This window comes from Paenibacillus hamazuiensis (assembly GCF_023276405.1).
GTDB lineage: Bacteria > Bacillota > Bacilli > Paenibacillales > NBRC-103111 > Paenibacillus_AF > Paenibacillus_AF hamazuiensis.
In genome coordinates this window covers 8,032,751-8,054,590 of sequence record NZ_JALRMO010000001.1, presented here as the reverse complement: position 1 = coordinate 8,054,590, position 21,840 = coordinate 8,032,751, and the positions used below count along the sequence as shown (strand labels likewise).

18 protein-coding genes are annotated in these 21,840 nt (G+C 52.0%); 1 reads left to right on the top strand and 17 read right to left on the bottom strand.

The window, feature by feature from the left end; genetic code table 11:
* Positions 1–69 precede the first annotated feature (69 nt).
* From glnA to liaF, 11 genes are all read right to left on the bottom strand, one after another.
* The gene (gene glnA, locus MYS68_RS35620) at positions 70–1,494 is read right to left on the bottom strand and encodes a type I glutamate--ammonia ligase (RefSeq protein WP_248930275.1); all 1,425 of its coding nucleotides are present in this window, start codon (positions 1,492–1,494) and stop codon (positions 70–72) included.
* A 747-nt stretch (positions 1,495–2,241) separates the two neighbouring features.
* Positions 2,242–3,285 (bottom strand): 3-deoxy-7-phosphoheptulonate synthase, encoded by a 1,044-nt coding sequence (gene aroF, locus MYS68_RS35615; RefSeq protein WP_248930274.1) that lies wholly within the window; start codon positions 3,283–3,285, stop codon positions 2,242–2,244.
* A gap of 147 nt (positions 3,286–3,432) precedes the next feature.
* On the bottom strand, positions 3,433–3,987 hold the full coding sequence (locus MYS68_RS35610) for a DUF2062 domain-containing protein (protein WP_248930273.1): 555 nt from the start codon (positions 3,985–3,987) through the stop codon (positions 3,433–3,435).
* Positions 3,988–4,036: 49 nt separating this feature from the next.
* The gene (locus MYS68_RS35605; protein ID WP_248930272.1) at positions 4,037–4,990 is read right to left on the bottom strand and encodes a 4-hydroxy-3-methylbut-2-enyl diphosphate reductase; all 954 of its coding nucleotides are present in this window, start codon (positions 4,988–4,990) and stop codon (positions 4,037–4,039) included.
* 104 nt (positions 4,991–5,094) lie between these two features.
* A complete protein-coding gene (locus tag MYS68_RS35600; protein ID WP_248930271.1) occupies positions 5,095–6,606 on the bottom strand; it encodes a sensor histidine kinase in 1,512 nt (503 codons plus the stop codon).
* Positions 6,606–7,298: a response regulator transcription factor gene (locus tag MYS68_RS35595; protein WP_248930270.1), complete on the bottom strand. Its 693-nt coding sequence runs from the start codon at positions 7,296–7,298 to the stop codon at positions 6,606–6,608. The genes MYS68_RS35600 and MYS68_RS35595 overlap by 1 nt, the downstream gene beginning before the upstream one ends.
* A gap of 154 nt (positions 7,299–7,452) precedes the next feature.
* Positions 7,453–8,997 (bottom strand): trypsin-like peptidase domain-containing protein, encoded by a 1,545-nt coding sequence (locus MYS68_RS35590; RefSeq protein WP_248930269.1) that lies wholly within the window; start codon positions 8,995–8,997, stop codon positions 7,453–7,455.
* 582 nt (positions 8,998–9,579) lie between these two features.
* Positions 9,580–9,984 (bottom strand): YugN family protein, encoded by a 405-nt coding sequence (locus tag MYS68_RS35585; protein ID WP_248930268.1) that lies wholly within the window; start codon positions 9,982–9,984, stop codon positions 9,580–9,582.
* Positions 9,985–10,111: 127 nt separating this feature from the next.
* Complete coding sequence (locus MYS68_RS35580; RefSeq protein ID WP_248930267.1) at positions 10,112–10,765, bottom strand: response regulator; 654 nt, start codon at positions 10,763–10,765, stop codon at positions 10,112–10,114.
* The gene (locus tag MYS68_RS35575; RefSeq protein ID WP_248930266.1) at positions 10,749–11,801 is read right to left on the bottom strand and encodes a sensor histidine kinase; all 1,053 of its coding nucleotides are present in this window, start codon (positions 11,799–11,801) and stop codon (positions 10,749–10,751) included. Before MYS68_RS35575 ends, MYS68_RS35580 begins: the two co-directional genes overlap by 17 nt.
* 7 nt (positions 11,802–11,808) lie before the next feature.
* A complete protein-coding gene (liaF, locus tag MYS68_RS35570; protein ID WP_248930265.1) occupies positions 11,809–12,726 on the bottom strand; it encodes a cell wall-active antibiotics response protein LiaF in 918 nt (305 codons plus the stop codon).
* Between the two features lie 250 nt (positions 12,727–12,976).
* Between liaF and MYS68_RS35565 the strand changes: the two genes are divergently transcribed.
* Positions 12,977–14,287: an ammonium transporter gene (locus tag MYS68_RS35565; protein ID WP_248931124.1), complete on the top strand. Its 1,311-nt coding sequence runs from the start codon at positions 12,977–12,979 to the stop codon at positions 14,285–14,287.
* A gap of 515 nt (positions 14,288–14,802) precedes the next feature.
* On the opposite strand, the gene MYS68_RS35560 is transcribed toward MYS68_RS35565, so the two are convergent.
* From MYS68_RS35560 to mqnC, 6 genes are all read right to left on the bottom strand, one after another.
* The gene (locus MYS68_RS35560) at positions 14,803–15,150 is read right to left on the bottom strand and encodes a hypothetical protein (RefSeq protein ID WP_248931123.1); all 348 of its coding nucleotides are present in this window, start codon (positions 15,148–15,150) and stop codon (positions 14,803–14,805) included.
* Positions 15,151–15,611: 461 nt separating this feature from the next.
* Positions 15,612–16,310: a 3D domain-containing protein gene (locus MYS68_RS35555; RefSeq protein WP_248930264.1), complete on the bottom strand. Its 699-nt coding sequence runs from the start codon at positions 16,308–16,310 to the stop codon at positions 15,612–15,614.
* Between the two features lie 172 nt (positions 16,311–16,482).
* Positions 16,483–18,420, bottom strand: a complete 1,938-nt coding sequence (thrS, locus tag MYS68_RS35550; RefSeq protein ID WP_248930263.1) for a threonine--tRNA ligase — start codon at positions 18,418–18,420, stop codon at positions 16,483–16,485.
* A 347-nt stretch (positions 18,421–18,767) separates the two neighbouring features.
* Entirely contained in the window at positions 18,768–19,712 is a 945-nt protein-coding gene (locus tag MYS68_RS35545) for a putative sporulation protein YtxC (protein WP_248930262.1), read from the bottom strand.
* 396 nt (positions 19,713–20,108) lie between these two features.
* The gene (locus MYS68_RS35540; RefSeq protein WP_248930261.1) at positions 20,109–20,543 is read right to left on the bottom strand and encodes a hypothetical protein; all 435 of its coding nucleotides are present in this window, start codon (positions 20,541–20,543) and stop codon (positions 20,109–20,111) included.
* Positions 20,544–20,687: 144 nt separating this feature from the next.
* Positions 20,688–21,827: a cyclic dehypoxanthinyl futalosine synthase gene (mqnC, locus tag MYS68_RS35535; RefSeq protein WP_248930260.1), complete on the bottom strand. Its 1,140-nt coding sequence runs from the start codon at positions 21,825–21,827 to the stop codon at positions 20,688–20,690.
* Between the last annotated feature and the right edge of the window lie 13 nt (positions 21,828–21,840).

The window sequence follows — 21,840 nt, the reverse complement described above, 5'->3', positions numbered from 1 at the left end:
AAGAGCGACCAAAATAAAAACCCCCGGGACGGTAACGTCCCGAGGGTTTGGGCCCACTTGCAATATATCTTACAGGTCGAAGTACAGGTTGTATTCGTACGGATGAACACGGATCGAAACAGCTTTCGCTTCGTCGCGTTTGAATGCTACGTAGTTATCGATGAAGTCCTTCGTAAATACGCCGCCTTCTAGCAAGAACTCGTGGTCAGCTTCCAAAGCGTCAAGCGCTTCGTCCAGGCTGCCCGGAACACTGCGGATTTCGGCTTTCTCTGCATCGGACAATTCGTAGATGTTTTTGTCGTACGGACCGTAGCCCAGTGCGCGCGGATCGATTTTCTTCTTGATGCCGTCCAGACCTGCCATCAACATAGCTGCGAAAGCGAGGTACGGGTTGGAAGTGGAGTCCGGAGTACGGAACTCGATACGGCAGCCTTTCGGCGTAACGGCAGCAACCGGAATACGAACTGCAGCGGAACGGTTACCTTTGGAGAATACGAGGTTAACCGGAGCTTCGTAACCAGGTACAAGACGCTTGAAGGAGTTCGTGCTCGGGTTCGTGATCGCGATCAGAGCCGGAGCGTGGTACAGGATACCGCCGATGTAGTTCAGAGCGAGTTCGCTCAGGTTAGCATAAGCGCCTTTTTCGTAGAAGAGCGGGTTGCCTTCGTTGAAAATGGACATATGCACGTGCATACCGCTACCGTTGTCGCCAAACAGCGGCTTAGGCATGAAAGTAGCCACTTTGCCGTATTGTCTTGCTGTGTTTTGTACGATGTACTTATATTTCAAAAGGTTGTCAGCTGTTTTAGTGAGCGTATCAAAACGGAAGTTGATTTCGCCTTGACCTGCAGTCGCCACTTCGTGGTGATGACGCTCGATGCGAAGACCTGCTTCCATAAGCAAACGGCACATTTCGCTGCGGATGTCTTGTTGAGTGTCGGTCGGAGCAACCGGAACGTAACCGCCCTTAACCGGAATTTTGAAGCCGAGGTTGCCGCCTTCTTCTTTACGGCCGGTGTTCCATGCAGCTTCTTCGGAATCCACTTCAAAGTACGATTTATTCATTCCGGATTCGAAACGAACATCGTCAAAAATGAAAAACTCGGATTCAGGAGCAAAGTATGCGTCTGTACCTACGCCTGCAGATTTAAGATATTCTTCCGCTTTATGAGCGATGCTGCGCGGGTCGCGATCATAGCGCTCGCCTTCCGGAGTGAAAATGTTACACATGATAACAAGTGTCGGATGAGCGGTGAAAGGATCGACAAAAGCGGATTCCGTGTCAGGCATCATAACCATGTCGGATTGCTCGATGCCGCGGAAACCCGGGATGGAGGAGCCGTCGAACGCTACGCCGTTAACGAAAGTTTCGGCGTCCACTTCAACTGCCGGCAAGCTGATATGCTGCACGCGTCCGGACAGACCGATAAAACGGAAATCTACCCACTCGATGTTCTTTTCTTTGATAAGATTCAAAACATTTTGAACAGACATGCTATAATTCCTCCTATTTCCGTACATTGTTCGTACTTGGTGATGAGATTGTTCAACTTTTCAATTCACTTGGGATAATTATAAGCCTATCTCCGAATAATCGTCAATAGTTATGTAAGGTATTTTTTAAGGAGGTGTAAGGTAATCTTACACTCCAACGGGTTTCTGTTCACAATTTGGACAAAAGGCATATTCACCCCCTAAATCCCCCTTAGGGGGACCCCAGGCGCTCAGGCGCCCTGGACCCGCCCGTACGAGGGAATGCTCGCTTCTAGTCCGCGTTTGTCCGATATGGATTTTCGCCTTCGGCTAAAAATACTATCTCGGACACGCTTTACTTCGTGCACTGTCCATTGGAGCAGCTTCGTGCCTCGGGCTCGCGTTTGTTCGGCCTTGCTTTGCTGGCGCAAAGCTTTGACCGAACACGCTTTACTTTAATAGGGGTGAGATGGGCTGCTGTGTGATAAACTGCGTGCCTCATCCAACATCCGCTTTACACTGCTCTTCTCTGCAAAGTTTCGTTAGGTTATGACTCCACCGGGCTCCATTTGAAATACACACCGAATTTCCGAATATTCGGGTTGGGCAAACGTTTCCATGAACGTCCATAATTACTATCATAATATAAAGATGAATCAACATCACTGGTGGAATGTTCCATGGGAACGAATCGACGATGAAGCAGGCAATAACAACAGCAAAATGCCCCTCGGCGTTTGGACGCCTGAGGGGCATTTTGCTGTATGATTACGCGAACACGTAGTTCTTCGCGGTGTTGAACGTTTTGCCGACGAGAGGAGCGAGCTTCTCTAGATCAAGCATCAGCTTCGCGAATTGATCCGGGAACAGCGACTGCACGCCGTCGCCGGTCATTGAGTTGTCCGGATCGGTATGCATTTCGACGATGAGGCCGTTTGCGCCGGCAGCGACGGACGCCTTGCTCATCGGCTCGACCAATTCACGGCGGCCGGTGCCGTGGCTCGGGTCGGAGATGACCGGCAGATGGCTCAGCGACTGCAGCACCGGAATGGCGGTCAAATCGAGCGTGTTGCGGGTGTACGTCTCGAAGGTACGGATGCCGCGCTCGCACAGCATGACGTTCGGGTTGCCGCCGGCCAAAATGTACTCGGCCGCATTCAGAAACTCATCATAGGTGGCGCTGAACCCGCGCTTGAGAAGTACCGGCGTCTGGATCGTTCCGAGCTTGCGAAGCAGATCGAAGTTTTGCATGTTGCGGGTGCCGACCTGCAAAATATCGGCGTACTGGGCGCATACCTCGACATATTCGGGAGTCATGACTTCCGTAATCGTCAGCAGTCCATGCTTCTTGCCGGCCTCGGCCATCATCTCCAGCCCTTCGACGCCGATGCCCTGGAAGCTGTAAGGGCCAGTGCGCGGCTTGAACGCGCCGCCGCGGAGCACCTGCGCTCCGGATGCCTTGACAAGCCTTGCGATCTCGTCGATTTGCTGAGGCGACTCCACCGCGCAAGGACCTCCCATGATCGTCAGCTCCTGGCCGCCGATTTCCACTCCTTTGATATTGATCACTGTGTCGGACGGATGAAAGTCGCGGCTCGCCAGCTTGTAGGATTTCGAGATTTTCACGACCTGCTCGACTCCGGACATTTGCCGCAGCTGCTCGGCAAGCTTCGGATCGGCTTTGCCGATAATGCCGATGACGGTTTTGTCCTCCCCTTTGGAAATGTGCGCTTGCACGCCGTGTTTTTCAATATGTCGGACGATTTCGGCAATCCGCTCTTCCGATGCTTTATTCGAAGTAATAACGATCATAATTACACTCTCCCTTTGAATATGTATAGTTGAAAAGCACTCATTCGCACTTAGACGCTTCAACGCTTATACGCTTTTAAGCTTTTAATCGCTAAAGCAAATATACAACGGGAAAGCCCTCCCCGTCAATCCCTTTGCAAAAAAAATTTACGTTTCGGATTCCGAGGAGAGCATCAGTTGTGCCTTGCGGCGCTTCCGTTTATCTTTGCGCTTGGCTTCGTAAAAGTCGAGCAGCCATTTGATCGGGAAATACGACAGCAAGCCGAGAACTGCGCCAACGACCATGCCGCCGACGATGAGCTTTAACCCGCCCTGGAGAAACATACCCAGCCAATCGGGCATCATGTCGAGCACATGCCGATAATGCTGCCTGGGGAGTATCAAGCCGCCTACTTTTCGGATCGGGAACAAAAACGGAATGTAGATGATTTTGCCCAATACGAACCCGACAATGGCTCCGGCCATGCTGGCCCTAAACAAATAAGTGAACGGAAATAGCAAAAAGGTGGCTAAGTATATGGTCGGCGGAGTGAACATCTCGATGGCGAGGCCGATGGCAAAGCCGCGCGCCACTTTGCTTGAACCGCCTTTTGCCCTTAGCAGCATCAAATATTTAAACCGCAAATACCGCTTCGTATTCCGGACGTTGATGCGTCTAACCGATTGCATCAGGCCGCTGAATTTACCTTCAATACGCTGCATGCCCTTTCATCCTATTCTGATCTTTATTGTCAGCAAAAGTTGCCTTCGTCTATTCGCCGCCCGATTTCGACTTGACGGCCGGGATAAGCTTCGCCATGTTGACGGTGCGGCGAACTTCCCATGTGGATGAATTGTGCGCATCGTATTGTTCCAAATATTGAATAACTTCCTTTGTAATAGGCGTAGGAGTGGAAGCGCCGGAGGTGACGGCAACTTTGCGGACCGGGGCGAGCCATTCCCGCTTCAGCTCCGTTACGTCGGCAATCCGGTAAGCTTTGACCCCTGCGATCTCTTCGGATACTTGGGCAAGCCGGTTCGAATTGTTGCTTTTCGGATCGCCGACGACGATGACCAGATCGGCTTCCTTCGCTTGCTCCGCCACCGCCTCCTGCCGCACCTGCGTAGCAAGACAAATTTCATTGTGAATTTCAGCCTTCGGAAAATGTTCCAAAAGCCGGTTCATAATATGCCGGATGTCCCATTGGCTCATGGTGGTTTGGTTGGTGATGATGATTTTATCCGATTCCAGCCGCAGCTGACCGATTTCCTCGGGCTTTTCGATCAGATGCACCTTGCCGGGAGCGACGCCGACGGCGCCTTCCGGCTCGGGATGACCTTTTTTGCCGATATAGATGACCTCATAGCCGTCCTGCACTTTCTCCCGGATCAAGTCGTGCGTGCGCGTCACATCCGGACAAGTCGCATCGACGACGGTCAGCCCCTTCTCCCGGGCTATGCGGCGCACTTCCGGCGACACGCCATGGGCCGTGAAAATGACGGTTCCGCGGTCGACTTTCTCGAGTATTTCAAGCCGGTTCGGCCCGTCCAGCGTAATGACCCCTTCGTTTTCGAAAAATTCAGTCACATGAGCGTTATGCACAATCATGCCCAAAATGTAAATCGGTCTGGGCAGATCCAGATTTTTTGCGGTTTGCATGGCCAAAGCCATGGCGTCGACGACCCCGTAACAATACCCCCGCGGCGATATTTTGACAACTTCCATCAGATAGCACCTACTTACTTCCCTTTTTTATGGAGAAAATTCTCCTATATTCGTATACGGAGCCGTGGTTTGTTTCTATATAAATTATACCGCATTCCTTTCGTTCACGAAAGCAATATCGCATCGCTTGTCGAATTTTGGTTTAAAACAGGCAGCCAGATGACAAAAGTCGACCCTTCGCCTTTCCGCGTCTTCACTTCGATGGATCCTTGATGCTCGTCGATAATCCATTTGGCGATCGACAGGCCGAGCCCTGTGCCCGATTTTTGGCCGCGGGACACGTCCGCCCGGTAAAAACGCTCGAAAATATGCGGCACTTCCTCTTTATCCATGCCGATCCCCGTATCTTCGATGCGAATGCCGACCTGGTCTTTCTCCTTGAGCGTATCCATCCGCACGAAGCCGGTGTCGGTATATTTGAACGCATTTTCCACAAAAATAAACAGCAGCTGCTGCAAATAATCCCGGTTGCCGTTCACGAAAACGCCGTCGATGGCCGATAAATCCCCGGTGATCCATTCCGCCGTACGCGGAAGCAGCTGCGCTTTGCGCGCGACCTCCTCAACCAAGGGCTTCAGCTCCAAAGGCTCCTTCGTCATCTCAAAACCGGCATCCGCTCTCGCCAAAGAAAGCAGATCACTCACGAGCCGGCTCATCCGCGCCGCCTCCCCGGCAATATCGTGCATCGCCTCGAGAGACAACTCAAGCTGCTCCTGACTCGCGTTTTCCGCGTTTTGCGACGTCGCTGTCCACATTTTCTCCAGTAGATCGACATTGCCGCGGATCGTGGTGAGCGGAGTCCTCAGCTCGTGCGATGCGTCGGACACAAAACGCCGCTGCGCACGGTAGGCCTCCTCCAAATCGTCATAGGCCAGCTGAATGCGGCCAAGCATACCGTTGATCGTGCTGGTCAGCCGGCCGATTTCGTCCTGCGGCCCATCATATAAAATGCGCTTCTCCAGATCGGCGCCTTTTTCGATTTGCCCGGCGGCTTCGATGACTTGATCGATCGGACGCAGCGCCTTGCGCGCGAGAAAGTAGCCGAGCGACGCTGCAAGCATAATCGTCAGCACTACGGTAAAGCTGAGAATGACCCGGAGCGAGCGGAAGTAACGTGCGGTCTGCTCCATCGGCAAAGCTGCTTGCAGCACTCCGATCATTTTTCGCTCATTGCTCTGCAAGGCGTAAATGCCTTTATTATAAATCAGAAATTCGACATTTTCGATTTGCGCGGTTTCAAGAAAAGAATAGGGAAACTTCGCGAGCAGCTGCTGCCTTTCTTCGTTTATTTCCGGCAAGGCTATGTCGAGATCTTCCAAATTGGCGGATTTGTTTTTTCTCCCGTTGATCATGTTTACCACTTGATAATAGGTGCCCGTGTTGCGCAGAACGTCCCGGTCTCCCAGCGCCAGGTCAAGGCTGAGATTGCCTTGGAGTGTCAAGGACGGCCTGAGCTGAATACGGGAGTGAACCGCGTCCGCTTCCGACTTCAGAACGTCAGCCACATCGTCATAGATGTAATAGTACAGAAAAAAATAAAGCCCGATACCGAACAGCAGCAATACGACCGACAAGATGCCTGTATACCATAGAGTTAGCCGCAGCCGAATGCTCATCAGGCTTCACCTCTCAGCACATAACCCGCTCCGCGCACCGTCTGGATGATGCGCTTATGGCCATATTCCTCCGTTTTCTGCCGCAGCAGGGCGATATACACCTCCAGCACGTTGGATTCGCCGCTGTAATCGTAGCCCCATATTTTTTCCATGATGATGTCGCGGGAAAGCACGCGTTTCGGATTTTGCAAAAACAGGTGGAGCAGGTCGAACTCCTTGGTCGTCAGTTCGATTCGTTTGTCGTCCCGATACACTTCGCGGGTGTCCAGATCCATCGTCACATCCAAATATTGAAGACGATTGGTCGGTTTTTCCGTTTTGTCCGCGGCGCGTCTGCGCAACAGCACACGCACGCGAGCGAGCAGCTCCTCGAGCGCAAACGGCTTGACCAAATAATCGTCAGCTCCGAGATCAAGACCGCGCACGCGGTCGGAGACCTCGTCTTTCGCCGTCAGCATCAGCACAGGCACCTCCGACCCGCTTTCGCGGATTCGGCGGCACACTTCCCAGCCGTCGAGCTGAGGCATCATCACGTCGAGCACGACGACGTCCGGATCGTGCTCCAATATTTGCTTTAAGCCTTCGACGCCATTGTGCGCCGTAAAGACGGTGTAGCCCTCGAAAGCGAGGGTGCGGCGCAGCATGGAAATGATTTTTTCATCGTCGTCGATCACTAGGATTTTTTCTCTCAAACCAGGTCACCTGCCCAATGCGGATCGTGAACCGTTATCACGTCCGTAGTTATATCTCATTTTACCGAATATTGTTCCCGTACACAAAAAGAAGCAGAGCTTCACGCCCTCGCGTCCACTCTACTTCCTTCGTTCTAACCTTTTTTTCTCTCTGTTACTGCTGCTGTTCGTTTTTGTCGGCGATCGTCACTTCGATCGGGATTTTTTTGCCGTCCCTCATGATGTTTAGCGTAACTTTATCGCCTACTTTAAATGTCTTGACTTTGTCTACCAGTTCTTTAGACGTTTTTACCTTCTGGCCGTTCACGTCGAGAATGACGTCGTAAGGTCTCAGTCCCGCTTTAAAGCCAGGACCTTTACGGTCGATTTGCGAGACGATCGCACCCTCCGTGTTTTCCAGCTTCAGCTCGCTGACCCACTCTTTATCGATATCCTGCAGGTATACGCCGATATATGGAACCGGCTCCTTCGGAATTTTGATATTGTTTTTCAAGTTGTCGAGAACCGAAGAGATCGTGCTGGTCGGAATCGCGAAGCCAATCCCTTGCGCCTGGGAGCTGACTGCGGTATTGATCCCGATCACTTCGCCGTTCAGGTTGAGCAGCGGTCCGCCGGAGTTGCCGGGGTTGATCGATGCGTCGGTTTGCAGCAGATGCTTGTATTCGCGTGTGCCCTGGCTGTCCGGGATGCTGATCGGGCGTTCTTTCGCGCTGAGTACGCCTACGGTAACGGTATGGTCGAAGCCGTAAGGGTTGCCGATCGCGACGACCCAATCGCCTACATTGACACTTTCGGGATCGCCGAGCGGCAGGGTGGCGAAATCTTTATCGCCGTCGATTTTCAACGCGGCCAGGTCCAGATCGTAGCTGTTGCCGAGCAGCTTGGCTTTAAACGGCTGATCGTATCCCTGCACCGTAACCCAAATTTCGTCGGCGCCGTCGATCACGTGCTCATTCGTCAGAATATAGCCTGACTTTTCAAAAATGAAGCCGGAACCCATGCCGCCGGGCTGCAGTTGATCATTCCCTTTGTTTCTCGGCTGCTGGGTGCCGAAATCATCGCCAAAAAACTGGCGGAAGAACGGATCGTCGAAGAGCGAGTTTCCGCGGCCGGAGCTTTTCGCCTTGACCTTCGTTTCGATCTTGACAATCGCCGGACTGGACTGTTCGACGATTTGCGCGATGTTGTTCGGGCGAGAGAGGTCGACCGACGTTTTCTTGATATCGCCGCTGCCTCCGGAAGACGATCCGGCCGCGTTGGACGAAGAGGGCGCCGCTCCGAGCGTTCCCTGCGAGCCGGTGAACAGATTCATTTTATCCGATGCGAACATCAGGCTTCCTACGACCAGAGCGCCCGCCAGGAAAGCGGCGAATCCGCTTTTTAAACCGGACGATTTTTTCGGTTCGAACTGCCAGTTGCCCATTGAGGAGGAAGTTTGCGACGAATACGGCTCAAATGTGCGAAGCGGTCTTGGCGGAGTCACCTCCACCCCGGGCTGTTCGCTTTTGCCGGCCGGATAACCGCTGTCCGCGGCCTTGTCATCGTGGCCCGACGATTTATACGGACCGTACGAGTAATAGTAGGATGGCCGTTCCGTCTCCGGCTTTCCCTGCGCTCCGTCACGCAGTTCGTTATTTTGCTCATCGGTGGAACGACGGCCGAAAAAATCGCTGTAATCGTTGCGTTTGTTGTCCTCCATAAGTCCTTTTCCCTCCAACTGAACATGACTCGTATGAATGCGCTGTCTAAATTTTATCGTTGACTATATCATGCACTTTCAACCTTAATGCAACCTTAAAATTTTATAAATGGATGCTAAAAAATCAGCATGATCACCTTTAATCACCGATTTACCCCCTAAACCACAGACCACCCCCTAAATCAGCCATGCCCCCTAAATCCCCCTAAAGGGGGACCCGAGGCGCCCCAAGCGCCCTGGACCCGCCCGCAGTACGGGAATGCTCGCTTCTGGTTCGCGTTTGTCCGGCATGGATTTTTTCGCCTTCGCTCGAAAAATCCTATGCCGGACACGCTGTACTGCGTGCTCAGCAGAAAGAGCAGCTTCGTGCCTCGTGCCCGCGGTTGTCCGGTCATGATTTTGCTGACGCAAAACCTATGGACCGGACCCGCTAAACGATGGAGTACAGCTGCACTGACACCATAAATGCAACACAACATATAAGAAAAGCGACGTCCTTGCCCTCCAAAGTGAGAGAAAACGGACATCGCTCTCGGGTAAACCGTCATCCGGGCCGGTTTGGATAAACCGACTTGAGTCGGATTACTTCAACCAGTTTTGTTCGACTTCCTTCAGCAATTGACGGGCTTTGGATACCCACTCGTCGCCCACCGGAGCATCCTTGTCGACCGGTTCCTGAAACTGGTTGAGCATACCTGCACCATGCGCTTCGGCGTCAAGCCCTTCGTTGTATACATGATTCAGAACGAAAGGCTGGCCGAGCAAAATCGTGGCCCCGGTCCGTTCCGCGTTGCCATCGACTTCGCCGCTCGTCGTTTGAAACGGGATGCGCAGCCATACTTTCTGCGCTTCGTCCAGGCTGCAGTCAAAGCAGCCGTTCTCATAGGTCCAATTTCCGCCGAGCGTAAATCCGTAACCGCTCAAATAATCCCGGGCCGCGTCAAAAGATTCCTCTTTGCCGGCCAAGCCGGATTGAAGCTGCTCCATGTCCCCACTCCTTCGCTATTCTTCAGTTGTAGGATGGACCTTAAGCAACCGTTTTATCCTCTTAGCCGACTGCCCAAGAATCCCCCGCCTCAGCGGCAGGGCTGCGAGTGGCGGGGATGTTCAAGTGTCAGTTTTTGCCGCCGAGCCCGTTCCGGTGAGCATAGATGGCGAGCTGCGTCCGGTCGCTGAGGTCCAGCTTCATGAGCAAATTGCTGACATGGGTTTTGACCGTCTTGATGCCGATGTGCAGCTCGTCGGCGATTTCCTGATTCGATTTGCCTTCGGCGATCAGCAGCAGCACTTCTTTCTCCCGCGCCGTAATGCCGTCGTCCTCCCCTTGGGCCGAACGCTGCCTTAGTCCGCGGCTGAGCGCCTGCGCCACTTCGGTATTCATTTCCGGCATTCCTTTGTACGCGCTGCGAACGACGCGGACAAGCTGATCGGAGGACACCGTTTTCAGAACATAGCTGGTCGCTCCCGCCTCCACGGCAGCCAGCACCTTTTCATCCTCCAGGAAGCTCGTCAGCAGCACGATCTTGATGGCGGGTTTTACCGCCTGCAGTCGTTTTGTCGCTTCGACGCCGTCCATCACCGGCATCATCAGGTCCATCAGAACGACATCCGGGGTGACTTCCCCTTTTTCGATCATCCGGAGTGCTTCCTGTCCGTTGGGTGCTTCGCCGACAATATCCATATCCGTTTCGAGCGACAAAAAAGTACGCAGCCCGATGCGCACCATATCATGATCGTCCACAATCATTACTTTAATCATTTCCGTCATCGTTTTTTACCACCTTCGGCTCTTCCTTGAACTTTGGAATTTTTACTTTAATCGTTGTGCCAGCACCCGGCTTGCTCGTCACTTCCATATCCCCGCCGAGCTTCTGCGCCCTCTCGCGCATGGTCGTCAGCCCGTACGATTGGCCGGTCACGTCATCCCTGCTGAATCCCTGCCCGTCGTCCCGAATCTGCAGCATCACCTGATGCCCCGCATCGAACAGCGACAAAATGACCGATTGCGCGGACGCGTGCTTCACGACATTGGCCATACCCTCCTGAACAATCAGGAACAGCTGATGTTCGATCGCTTCGGACAATCCTTCCAGACATTGCAGCTCCAGCCGGCCCTGCAGCCCGTTTTGCCGGCAATAATCGGGGAACCACTTATCGAGCCCTTCTTTGAGAGACACGCCCTCAAGCTCGATGGGCCGAAGCTGGGCGATAAGTCCGCGAATTTGCTTCTGCGCATGATGGGACATCTGCGTCAGCTGCTCCATAATCGGCTGTGCGGCTTCGGGTTTTTGCTCCAGCAGCTTCGGCAGAGAAGCTGCGGACATATGGATCGCAAACAGCTGCTGGCTCACTGTGTCGTGCAGGTCGCGGGCGAGCCGCTTCCTCTCCTCCGTAACGGCCCGTTCGATGGTTTGCGTTTCGGACGCATGTTTCTCCGCCGTTTTTTGCAGAAGCTGCACTTTATTTTCCACGGCCTCGGCCATCTCGTTGAAGTCTTGATAAATTCGGTGAAACGGGTCCGATGGATCGGATAAAATACGCCTGGTCCAATTTCCTTTAGACAGCTCGATAATCGATAAGTGCAGCGTATCCAAGCCCCTTTGAATCGAACGGCCGCGGAAAAAGCCGACCGTCAGCCCGAGCAAAAGCAGCCCCGCCAGCACCGTGATCTGGATCACCGGCGCCTGCAGGCCTTCCGACAAAATGCGGATGGCGGCGATGAAGCCGCCCATCACAAGCAGCGTCACCGCCCCGAAGGAAATAAGTACCTTCCATTTGATATTGGTCATTTTCGATGGCAACATGTACGGATCATCCTACCCTTTTAACTACGACATCGCCGATGAACATGCTGACGACGAGACGGATTTTTTTCCCTGCTTCCGAATAATGGGGGGTTTGCATGGAGATCGATCGCATCATGCCGCCTTCCCGGCGGTCGAGCACGTTCATGTCACCCATAAAGGATGAGGCCTCCACATGCACCTCCACATCGTAATCGTTCGGCACAAGCAGTTTGACGTCCCCTACGAAGGCGGACACGGTAATGCGCGTCTCCCCTAAAGGAATGGAAGCTTTCGTTAAATCAACGACCGTATCCCCTATAAAATGGGAAATATTCAGCGGAGTGAGCTCCCAGTAATCCTGGCCCAGATGGACGTCGCCGATGAAGCTGCTCCGCTCCTGAACATTGCTTTTCCAATCGGTATGGATATATTCGTGCCCGGAGTGCTTATGAAACACTTCCTTCGCCTTTTCGTAAAATTCCTTCGCGTCGTCGCGGTATTCGCGGCTTTTGTAGGCTCGTTTCATTTCTTTCCATTGCCGTCTGGCCTCCCTTCGCTGCCGCCGCAGCTCATCCCTTTGTTCATCATCCGGACGGGCCGGCTTGAACAGCATGCTTAAGCCAAAAACAATCAGAAGCAGAGGAAGCGTATATTGAAACACGTCATGAAAGGAAATATCGGTAACGTGAAGATTGTTCAACAGCAGAATCGTCCCGACAACCGTCACGATGCTGTTCCATACGTAGCCTCCGCCCCAATGCCTGTGGCGGGTGGAGTGGAGAAAGCCCGACAGACCGAAATAAATGATAAAAACCGGCCAATAGGTTGAAAATAAACTGCGTATGTCAAAATCGACCACCCCGAGCTGATTCAGCAAAAAGAGCACCCCTGCCGCGATCAAGGCGAATCCGAGCAGCAATTTATTTAAAAAGTGAGCGTTCATGGCAAAGTCCGTCTCCTTTTTATGCTGGTTGCATCCGTTGTCATGTGTACATTGTAAACCTTTCTGCAGCAGCTTAAAAGCGGCGTAAGATGGAATGTCCGCTCCGTCCCGGGACGGAGAACAAAATAGGAACGAACAATCGTTTATTTGTGTCATTTTATCTTACGTATTTCGTTGACATTACTATCATTAGACACGTATAATGATGGTCGAAAGTGTCATATTTGTACGTTTTAAGGAGATGAACATGATGGATGTGGCTACACTCTCTGGCGGCTTGGATACGATCTGGGTCGTACTGACAGCGGCCATGATTTTGCTCATGGAGGGTGGATTCGCCTTGCTAGAAGCGGGGTTCGTCCGGCAAAAAAATGCAGTCAGCATCATTATGAAGGTGTTTGTCGATATCGCTTTTGGTGCACTTGTTTTTTACTTCTTCGGCTTTGCGCTCATGTACGGCAAGGATATGTCCGGTATCATCGGTTCCAGCGGCTTTATGATGGGAGGGGACCTTACACACATCAATTTAACAATCTCCCATGACACCTATTGGCTGTTCCAATGCGCCTTCGTCATCGCGGTTATTTCCATCGTATCGGGCGCTGTTGCCGAACGCATGAACTTCCATGCGTATATTTTGTATACGATCGCCATGACGGGCATCATCTACCCGATTGCGGGCCATTGGGTGTGGAGCGTGGGCGGTTGGCTCGGCAAGCTCGGCATGATCGATTTTGCCGGATCGGCGGTCATTCACGCCTTGGGCGGCTTCTCGGCTCTTGCCGCAGCCATTATCGTCGGCCCGCGCATCGGCAAGTTCGGTCCGGACGGCACGGCCAACATCGTCCCGCCTTCCAATCTCCCGCTCGCTTCCGTCGGCGCGTTTATTCTTTGGTTCGGCTGGTTCGGCTTTAACTCAGGCAGCACGCTTAGCGCAACCAACGGCTCGATCGGCCATATCGCGGTGACGACGATGCTGGCCGCCGCTTCCGGCAGCGCGACGTGCATCCTGTTCACGATGCTGCGTTACCGCAAATCGGACCCGCCGATGGTCATTAACGGCGCTCTTGCCGGCCTCGTCGGCATCACCGCAGGCTGCGCCTTCGTCAGCGACGGCGCGGCGATCCTGATCGGGGCCGTATGCGGCATCGCGATGGTTTTCGCCACGGAGTTTCTCGAATCGAAGCGAATCGACGACCCGGTCGGCGCCTTCGCCGTACACGGCGTCAGCGGCAGCCTCGGCACTCTCGCGGTCGGGCTGTTCGCCAAACCCGAGCTGACCAAAGGCATCGGTCAGGAGTATAGCGGCCTGTTCTACGGCGGCGGCTTCTCTTTGCTCGGCGTCCAGGCGCTTGGCCTCGTCGTCGTTTGCATATGGGGCTTCGCTTTGACGTGGATCGCGTTTAAGACCATCAAATTGTTCGTACCCGTCCGGGTCAGCCGCGACGAAGAACTCGTCGGCCTCGACGTCGGCATCCACGGCGTCCCGGCCTACAGCCAGGAGCACGATTTTATCGAGCTGAACCAGCTTGGCAGCATTCCTTCCAAGGAAAGCCGTTAATAGTCGTTGACGATACCTCACATGACAATCCGGCACCATTTTGCAATAACAAAACGTGCCGGATTGTTTTTTGCCATATTATCGTATCGCACCAAATTAAAGTGTACCCGCATGAAGTGTGGCACAAGCCCAGCTAAAACACACCATTTCTACTTGCGGATTCTATACGAAAAATCATATAAAAGTTGCCCTAAGATCGTAAAACAGAGCAGTCTATATGAAATTTCATATACATATCTACCCTAGGACAATAGTATCGAACAATTTGTATGAAAAATCGGTTACAATTTTCCCTATTGTGTCAGTCTCAACTATTGTATCTGAAAAATCATATAGATTAACGAATAGATAGGAAAATGAGATCCCTCCACCACCCCACCACCACCAAACTAAAGCGAGCCAAGCACCACTTTCGGCGTTAGCCGCAACGTGTCTGGCATTCGCGGACACAAAGCACCGCCGAGTGTCTACACCACAAAAAAACCCCCCGCACGCCGCGGAGGGTTTATGACATGTCAAATCAATTCGTTTTCCATATCTTCCGGAACGTTCACCAAATCGGAAGGATTCGTCTGATTCAAGATCGCCCTGGCATTCTCCAGCTCTATGCGAAGCTGGCGTATTTGGTCCATCGGTTTCTTGACGTAATGGATATATTCAACGGCGAGATGATGATCCGGCTTTTTGCCGGAAAACATGCGGCGCAGCGGAGACATCGACTGATAGGCGCGCTCTTCCATCAAACGCTTCCTTTCATACCTTTCGACGACCTGCTCGATTTCAGCAATTTGCTGCTCTTTACGAGCAATATAGGCCTCAAGAAAAGGATATATATCCGCGGCTCTTCTTTGACTCACCTTCATCGAGCTCCCCGTCAGCATTGCGCTTAGCATGAAATATCACCTGTCTTTAAATGTTAACATTCATCACAATAATTTTATTTTACACCAAAAACCGTATTTTGAAAATAACTTTTTTAACATCAAATCGTGTTTGTGCATTTTTTACTGGTTTTTCCATGATAAAATAACGGACAATCTTCCATCAGGCCCGTAACTTCGTTCGTTTCCCCAAAAGGAAAAGCGCCGCTCTAAGTAGCGACGCCTTCTTGCTTTTATCATCAATCCACAATTATTTGCTTTTTGTTTCGCAAGCATTTTGAGCTTGCTGGTTTGTAGTCGCCACCTCTTGGGCGAATTCGACATCGTTTTGCACCGGCTGGTTTTTGTTTTGCTTGTTTTTAGCCATGTTCGTCACCTCCCTCACACTTATAGTATGGGAAGGAGGACGAGCATCTATGTTGGTGAATATTGCCGAGCGCGATTTAGGACAAAATTTCGTTTTTCAACTGATTCCATATCGCTTCCGTTACTTTGCCCCCGCCTTTTTTCACCACGTACACCTTGACGGTGCGCTTGCCCCATTCCTTAAACACTTGATCCTTCGTTTCAAAATAAAGGTCGATGCGATTCCCTTTCACCGCGCTTCCCGTATCCGCCACGACTCCGTAGCCGTAACCCGGAATATAAAGTACGGTGCCTAGCGGGAACACCTTAGGGTCGGCGGCTATCGTGGAAAACGACTTATCGTCGCGCCTTACCTTAAGTCCGGAATAAGTCAATCCGTATTCAGGATGTCCCGGATTTTTTCCGGTCGATTCCTTCCCGGCATAATAACCGGTTGCGACGACTTCGACCGCCGTATATTGGCTTAAATCCGTTTTCCAATCCGGAGCAAACTTGTAATGCCGTTCCTGCTGTTTTACTGCAGCTTGCGTTTGGGCGGCAATGGAGGATGCCGTTACCGCATCCCGCTTGCCATCGGCGGACGAGTTTTTTTCCGCGGCGGCAGCCCGTTCACTTTTTTCGGCATTGGCCGTTGCCGGTCCGAATGTCCAGTTCATCGATTGGGTTATATGTTCTGTTTCAGCCGGAGACTGTTCTTGTTCGATTAACACGAAAAGCATGATCAAAGTACTGGCCAGGCAAATCCATTTGGCGTGAAACGCCGTTCTGGGTAACATAACGATTGAGATACCTCCCCTTAATATAAGAGGCTGTCCCCTTTTGTAAAACTTTATACCTGAGGCAGTCTCTCATGGTTAAGGTTTCCCAATCTGGTTTGATTATTCACGCCTGCTTCGCATGATTTCCCGGCAAAAAAAGAGCGAAGGGCAGCTCCCTTCGCTCCTTGCTTTATACTTTTCTCGTGCGGATTTCTTCGCCGATATGCGCGATCGTATCCGCGATCGTTTTGGCGCCGAGATCTCCCTCGCCGCGTTTGCGGACGGAGACGGAGCCGGCGTTCATTTCGTTTTCTCCGACGACGAGCATATACGGAATTTTCTCAAGCTGCGCTTCGCGGATTTTGTAGCCGAGCTTTTCGTTGCGGTTGTCCGCCTCTGCACGGATACCGGCTTGCTGCAGCGCTTCGGTCACCTGGTTCGAATAAGCCTCGTACGCCGTCGAAACCGGAATGACGCGGGCTTGAATCGGCGACAGCCAGGTCGGCAGCGCCCCTGCGAAGTTTTCCAGCAAATATGCCGTCATCCGTTCCATGGTGGAAATGATGCCGCGGTGAATTACGACCGGACGGTGCTTCTGTCCGTCTTCTCCGATATATTCCAGCTGGAACCGCTCCGGCAGCAGGAAGTCAAGCTGCGCGGTCGACAGTGTCTCCTCTTTCTTGAGCGCCGTCTTGATCTGCACGTCCAGCTTCGGCCCGTAGAACGCCGCCTCGCCTTCCGCTTCGTAGAAGGGCAGTCCGAGCTCTTCAACAACCTCGCGGAGCATGCGCTGGGACATTTCCCACATCTGATCGTCCTGATAATACTTCTCCTTGTCCTGCGGATCGCGGTACGACAGGCGGAAACGGTATTCCTTGATGCCGAAATCTTCGTAAACCTGGCGAATCAGGTTGACGACGCGGGCAAACTCTTCCTTGATCTGGTCCGGCCGGCAGAAAATATGCGCGTCGTTGAGCGTCATCGCTCTTACGCGGTGAAGACCGGTCAGCGCGCCGGACATCTCGTAGCGGTGCATCGTGCCGAGCTCGGCGATGCGGATCGGCAGGTCGCGGTAGCTGCGCATATCGCTTTTGTACACCATCATATGGTGCGGACAGTTCATCGGGCGAAGCACAAGCTCTTCATTGTCCATAACCATTTTCGGGAACATGTCCTCATGGTAATGGTCCCAGTGGCCCGATGTCTTATACAGCTCCACGTTGGCGAGCACCGGCGTATACACGTGCTGGTAGCCGAGACGCTCCTCCAGATCGACGATGTAGCGTTCCATCGTGCGGCGCAGCTTGGCCCCGTTCGGAAGCCACAAAGGCAAGCCTTGTCCCACTTCCCGGGAAAAAGTAAACATCTTCAGCTCTTTGCCGAGCTTGCGGTGGTCGCGTTTCTTCGCTTCCTCCAAAAGCCGCAAATGCTCGTCGAGGTCGGCTTTTTTCGGGAAAGCCGTGCCGTAGATGCGCTGCAGCATTTTGTTTTTGGCGTCGCCGCGCCAATAAGCGCCCGCTACGCTGAGCAGCTTGAACGCCTTGATCCGCCCGGTCGACGGCAGATGCGGCCCGCGGCAAAGGTCGAAAAACTCGCCCTGCTCATAAATCGAAATTTCCGCATCCTCCGGTAATCCGTCGATCAAATCAAGCTTGAGCGGATCTCCCAGATCCTTGTAAATCCGAATCGCTTCATCCCGCGAAACGACGCGGCGTACGATCGGCAAGTTCTCGTGAGTGATCTTTTCCATTTCCTTCTCGATCTTTTCCAAATCTTCCGGGGTGAGCGACTTTTCCATATCGATATCGTAATAAAAACCGTCCTCGATCACCGGACCGATCCCCAGCTTCACCTCGGTGATCCCGTAAATCCGTTTGATCGCCTGCGCCATCAGATGCGCAGTGCTGTGCCGGTATACTTCCAGGCCGTCGGCGCTGTCAAGCGTCACGATCTCAATCGCCGCATCCTCATGCAGCTCCGTGTTCAAATCGACCACTTTGCCGTTCACTTTCCCGGCTACTGCGTTTTTCTTAAGTCCGGGGCTGATCGAGCCGGCGATTTGTTCAATCGTCGTGCCTGCGTTGTACTCCCTCACCGCTCCGTCCGGAAATGTTATGCGAATTGACATGATGTTTTCCTCCCTTTTCCAATCGATAAAAAATTAAAAAAGCGCGTCATCCCGCGAAGGGACGAGTGCGCTTGGTCTCGTGGTTCCACCCTAATTTCGATTCTGGACGGGCCGACTCGGCCGCGGAGAATCCTCATTGAATCATTGGATAACGGTAATGACCCGATGGCATTTACTTGGCCTTCTGTCTTGAGCCTTTCCATACCATAGCTACAAAGGGGTAAATCGCGAATGGTTCCCGAAGGGGCTTGCAGCCGTGTCCCCTCTCTCTGAGCGGTCCTTTCTCGCAATCGTTGTCTTTGATCATAGCCTTACTTTCATAATATTAAACACCGGGCCGCCGGTTGTCAAGAATGTTCGCCGAGCTGGAAAGCCCCGCCGGAACCTTTGGGCTCGCCGAGCAGCGCCTTGCACAGCTTGCAGTAACTGCACACTTCGGCCCGCTGCTCGAATATTTGCAGGATCGTATGGATGACCTGCACCTCCGGCTCCCGTGTATGAATAAAAATTTTTTGCGGTGATACCGTAATGAGTGTGCTGACAATCATATCCTCGAAATTGATGTCTTTCTCGATCATTTCCACGGTCAGCGTAGCATCGAAATCGCTCGTATCGATCGGCTCCAAATTATCGCCCAGCAGCGTAAAATCGTTGCCCCCTTGATGAATCAGATGCGCGACCGGGATTTTCGCTTCCTGAATGTAGACAAAATATTTTAACAGCGAAATAAATTCCTGATATTGTTTATCCATCACAAATTCGTCGATCGAGTATTCGACGACTTCCCTTAATTCCTCCAAGTACTCGTGGAGACGGAAGCGGACAAATCCCTGCAAATTCAGATCGGTATGCTCCTGCAAATATTTATGGAATGCGTCGGTTAACCGGTTTTTACGGCGAAGCAGCGTCGTTTTTCCCTGCTCGTGAGCATCCTCCGCACCATGAAGCATCTGGCGGCAGTACGCCAATATCGCTTCGATGTCGTCTTTATCGTGGTAGCCGTAATCGGTCTGAATCATCTTTTGCACAAGTCCGTCTTCCTGTTCGAGCAAAATCAGATCCGCGATGCACTCGGCCACCTTCCGGTAAACCATGTCCGCATGCTCCCCCAACTGAAAAACCGGCAGCACGCCCACACCGTTAATTTGGACGTTCGGCCCCAATTCCTTTTTGGAGAGCTGCACAATATCCTTGCCGATATGTAAATGAGCCAAAGCTTGTTCCATATTTCCGGTCAGCATATCCGCCATCTCCGCTTCCCGAGACATCAGCGTAATCGAAAACAGCTTCACTGTGCTCACTCCTTTCGCTTCCCAAAGTTCTTTTTAAAGTATATGGTTCGCCAGTTGCATATATACAAACAACAATTTGGAAGGGAGCCGGACAGTGGGATAAGCTTGAAGCGGTTTAAAGACGGACTGTTTGCGGAAACGGATCATGCAGTCCATAAAAACAGGGGGCAACAATCGTTGTCACTTGAGCGCTAAGCGGGACGGAGAAAGATAATAAGTTTGTAAGGGCAGCAATTTGGAGTAATCCAAGTGGATTGGAAGATCAATTTGTTTGCCATGTTACTATGCTGCAAATAAAAACCCTTGGAATATAGAACCATCCAGACCAGATGTAAGTTGGACGTCGACTGCGGTCCGCGACTCGCTGGGATAAGTATTCGCCGATCCGGAAGGAGCTCATGGTTCTCCATTCGTTCCTTCCCATTTGTCATATTTAAAAGCGTAACAAATATGAACTGTTAATATAACAGACAGCACAAGCACGATTATATGCAGCAAGTCAATTAGTAAATATTCATGTTTTCCGATTCCCGTAAGTGTCCACCAAAATATAGGCGGTCCCTGTATTATGATAGATGCTACCCCAAATATAAGTAGAAATACGGCTATTATTTTTTTTAATATTGCATTTTTGTAAAGAAGTGATACAGACAAAATTGATACGAGTTCCCCAAGTAAAAAACTTACATTAGCCCATCGCCTAACATATCCATCTTCCGAACCTTGTTCCATTCCCAAAAAGGAAAAATCAAAAACATTTATCTTATAACATGAAGCTAAAAGAATTGATGCGATCCCGAGTGAAAAAGAATACGTTATCAACTTTCTCATATCTTTGCCCCTCATTACTACCTGAATTTGGTAAACGGTAAAAACTCAGCGATCGGTCTTGTGGAGAAGATTCAACAAAAAAACGCTTATCGGTACGAATCCCTGCGGAGGATTAGTCAGATAAGCGTTTCGAAAAACCGTTAATCAGTTCTGCATGACAAAATCTTTGTCCACCGTTGCATTTTCATCGTCAAATACGCGAAGAATCTCGTATTTCGTATTGCGCTGCGCGGGAATTTTGCCCGCTTCGCGGATGATTTGCAGCGTGGATGAGATGTTCACCTTATGCGTAGCCCCGGCTGCGGAAACGACGTTCTCTTCGATCATCGTGCTGCCGAAGTCGTTGCAGCCGTAATGCAGCGACAGCTTGCCGATTTCCGGTCCCATCGTCACCCAAGACGATTGCAGGTTCGGAATGTTATCGAGCATGATGCGGCTGATCGCGACGGTTTTCAAATATTCCTCCGGCGTTTGGCGCTCAGCCTTCAGGTTCGTATTGTCCGGCTGGAACGTCCATGGAATGAATGCAAGGAATCCCGGCGTTTTATAGCCGTTTTTGATGCATTCGTCCTGCGCGTCGCGAATGCGGATGATGTGCAGCGCCCGCTCCTCCATCGATTCGCCGAAGCCGATAACCATCGTTCCGGTCGTATGCATCCCGATCTTGTGGGCCGTCTGCATGACGTCCATCCAGTCGCGCCAGGAGCCCTTCAGGCGGCTGATCTTGCGGCGCGTGCGGTCGTCCAATATTTCCGCGCCGCCGCCGGGAAGCGAATCTAGGCCGGCCTCGTGGATTTGGCGGATGACCTCCTCCAGCGACAAGCCGCCCGACACTTCCTTCATTTTCATGATCTCGGCCGGTGAGAACGAATGCATCTGAATCTGCGGGAAGCGCTTCTTGATTTCGCGCAGCAAATTCGTGTAATAGCTGAACGGCAGATCCGGGTTGGTGCCGCCCTGCATCAAAATTTCGGTGCCGCCGACATCGATCGTTTCCTGAATCTTTTGGAATATGACTTCGTCCGGCAGCACATACCCTTCCTTGGAGCCCGGCGGCCGGTAAAAAGCACAAAACCGGCAGTACACATCGCAAATGTTTGTATAGTTGACATTTCGCCCGATGACAAACGTCGTAATCGGTTCGGGATGATGCTTCAGCATGATTTGGTTGGCGGTATGCCCCATTTTCTCAATTTCGTCGGATTCGAAAAGCGCTATGCCTTCCTCAAGCTCAATTCGACCGCCGGCAAGCGCCTTGGCCAAAATCGGATCGATAGAACTCATCGTTATGCACTCC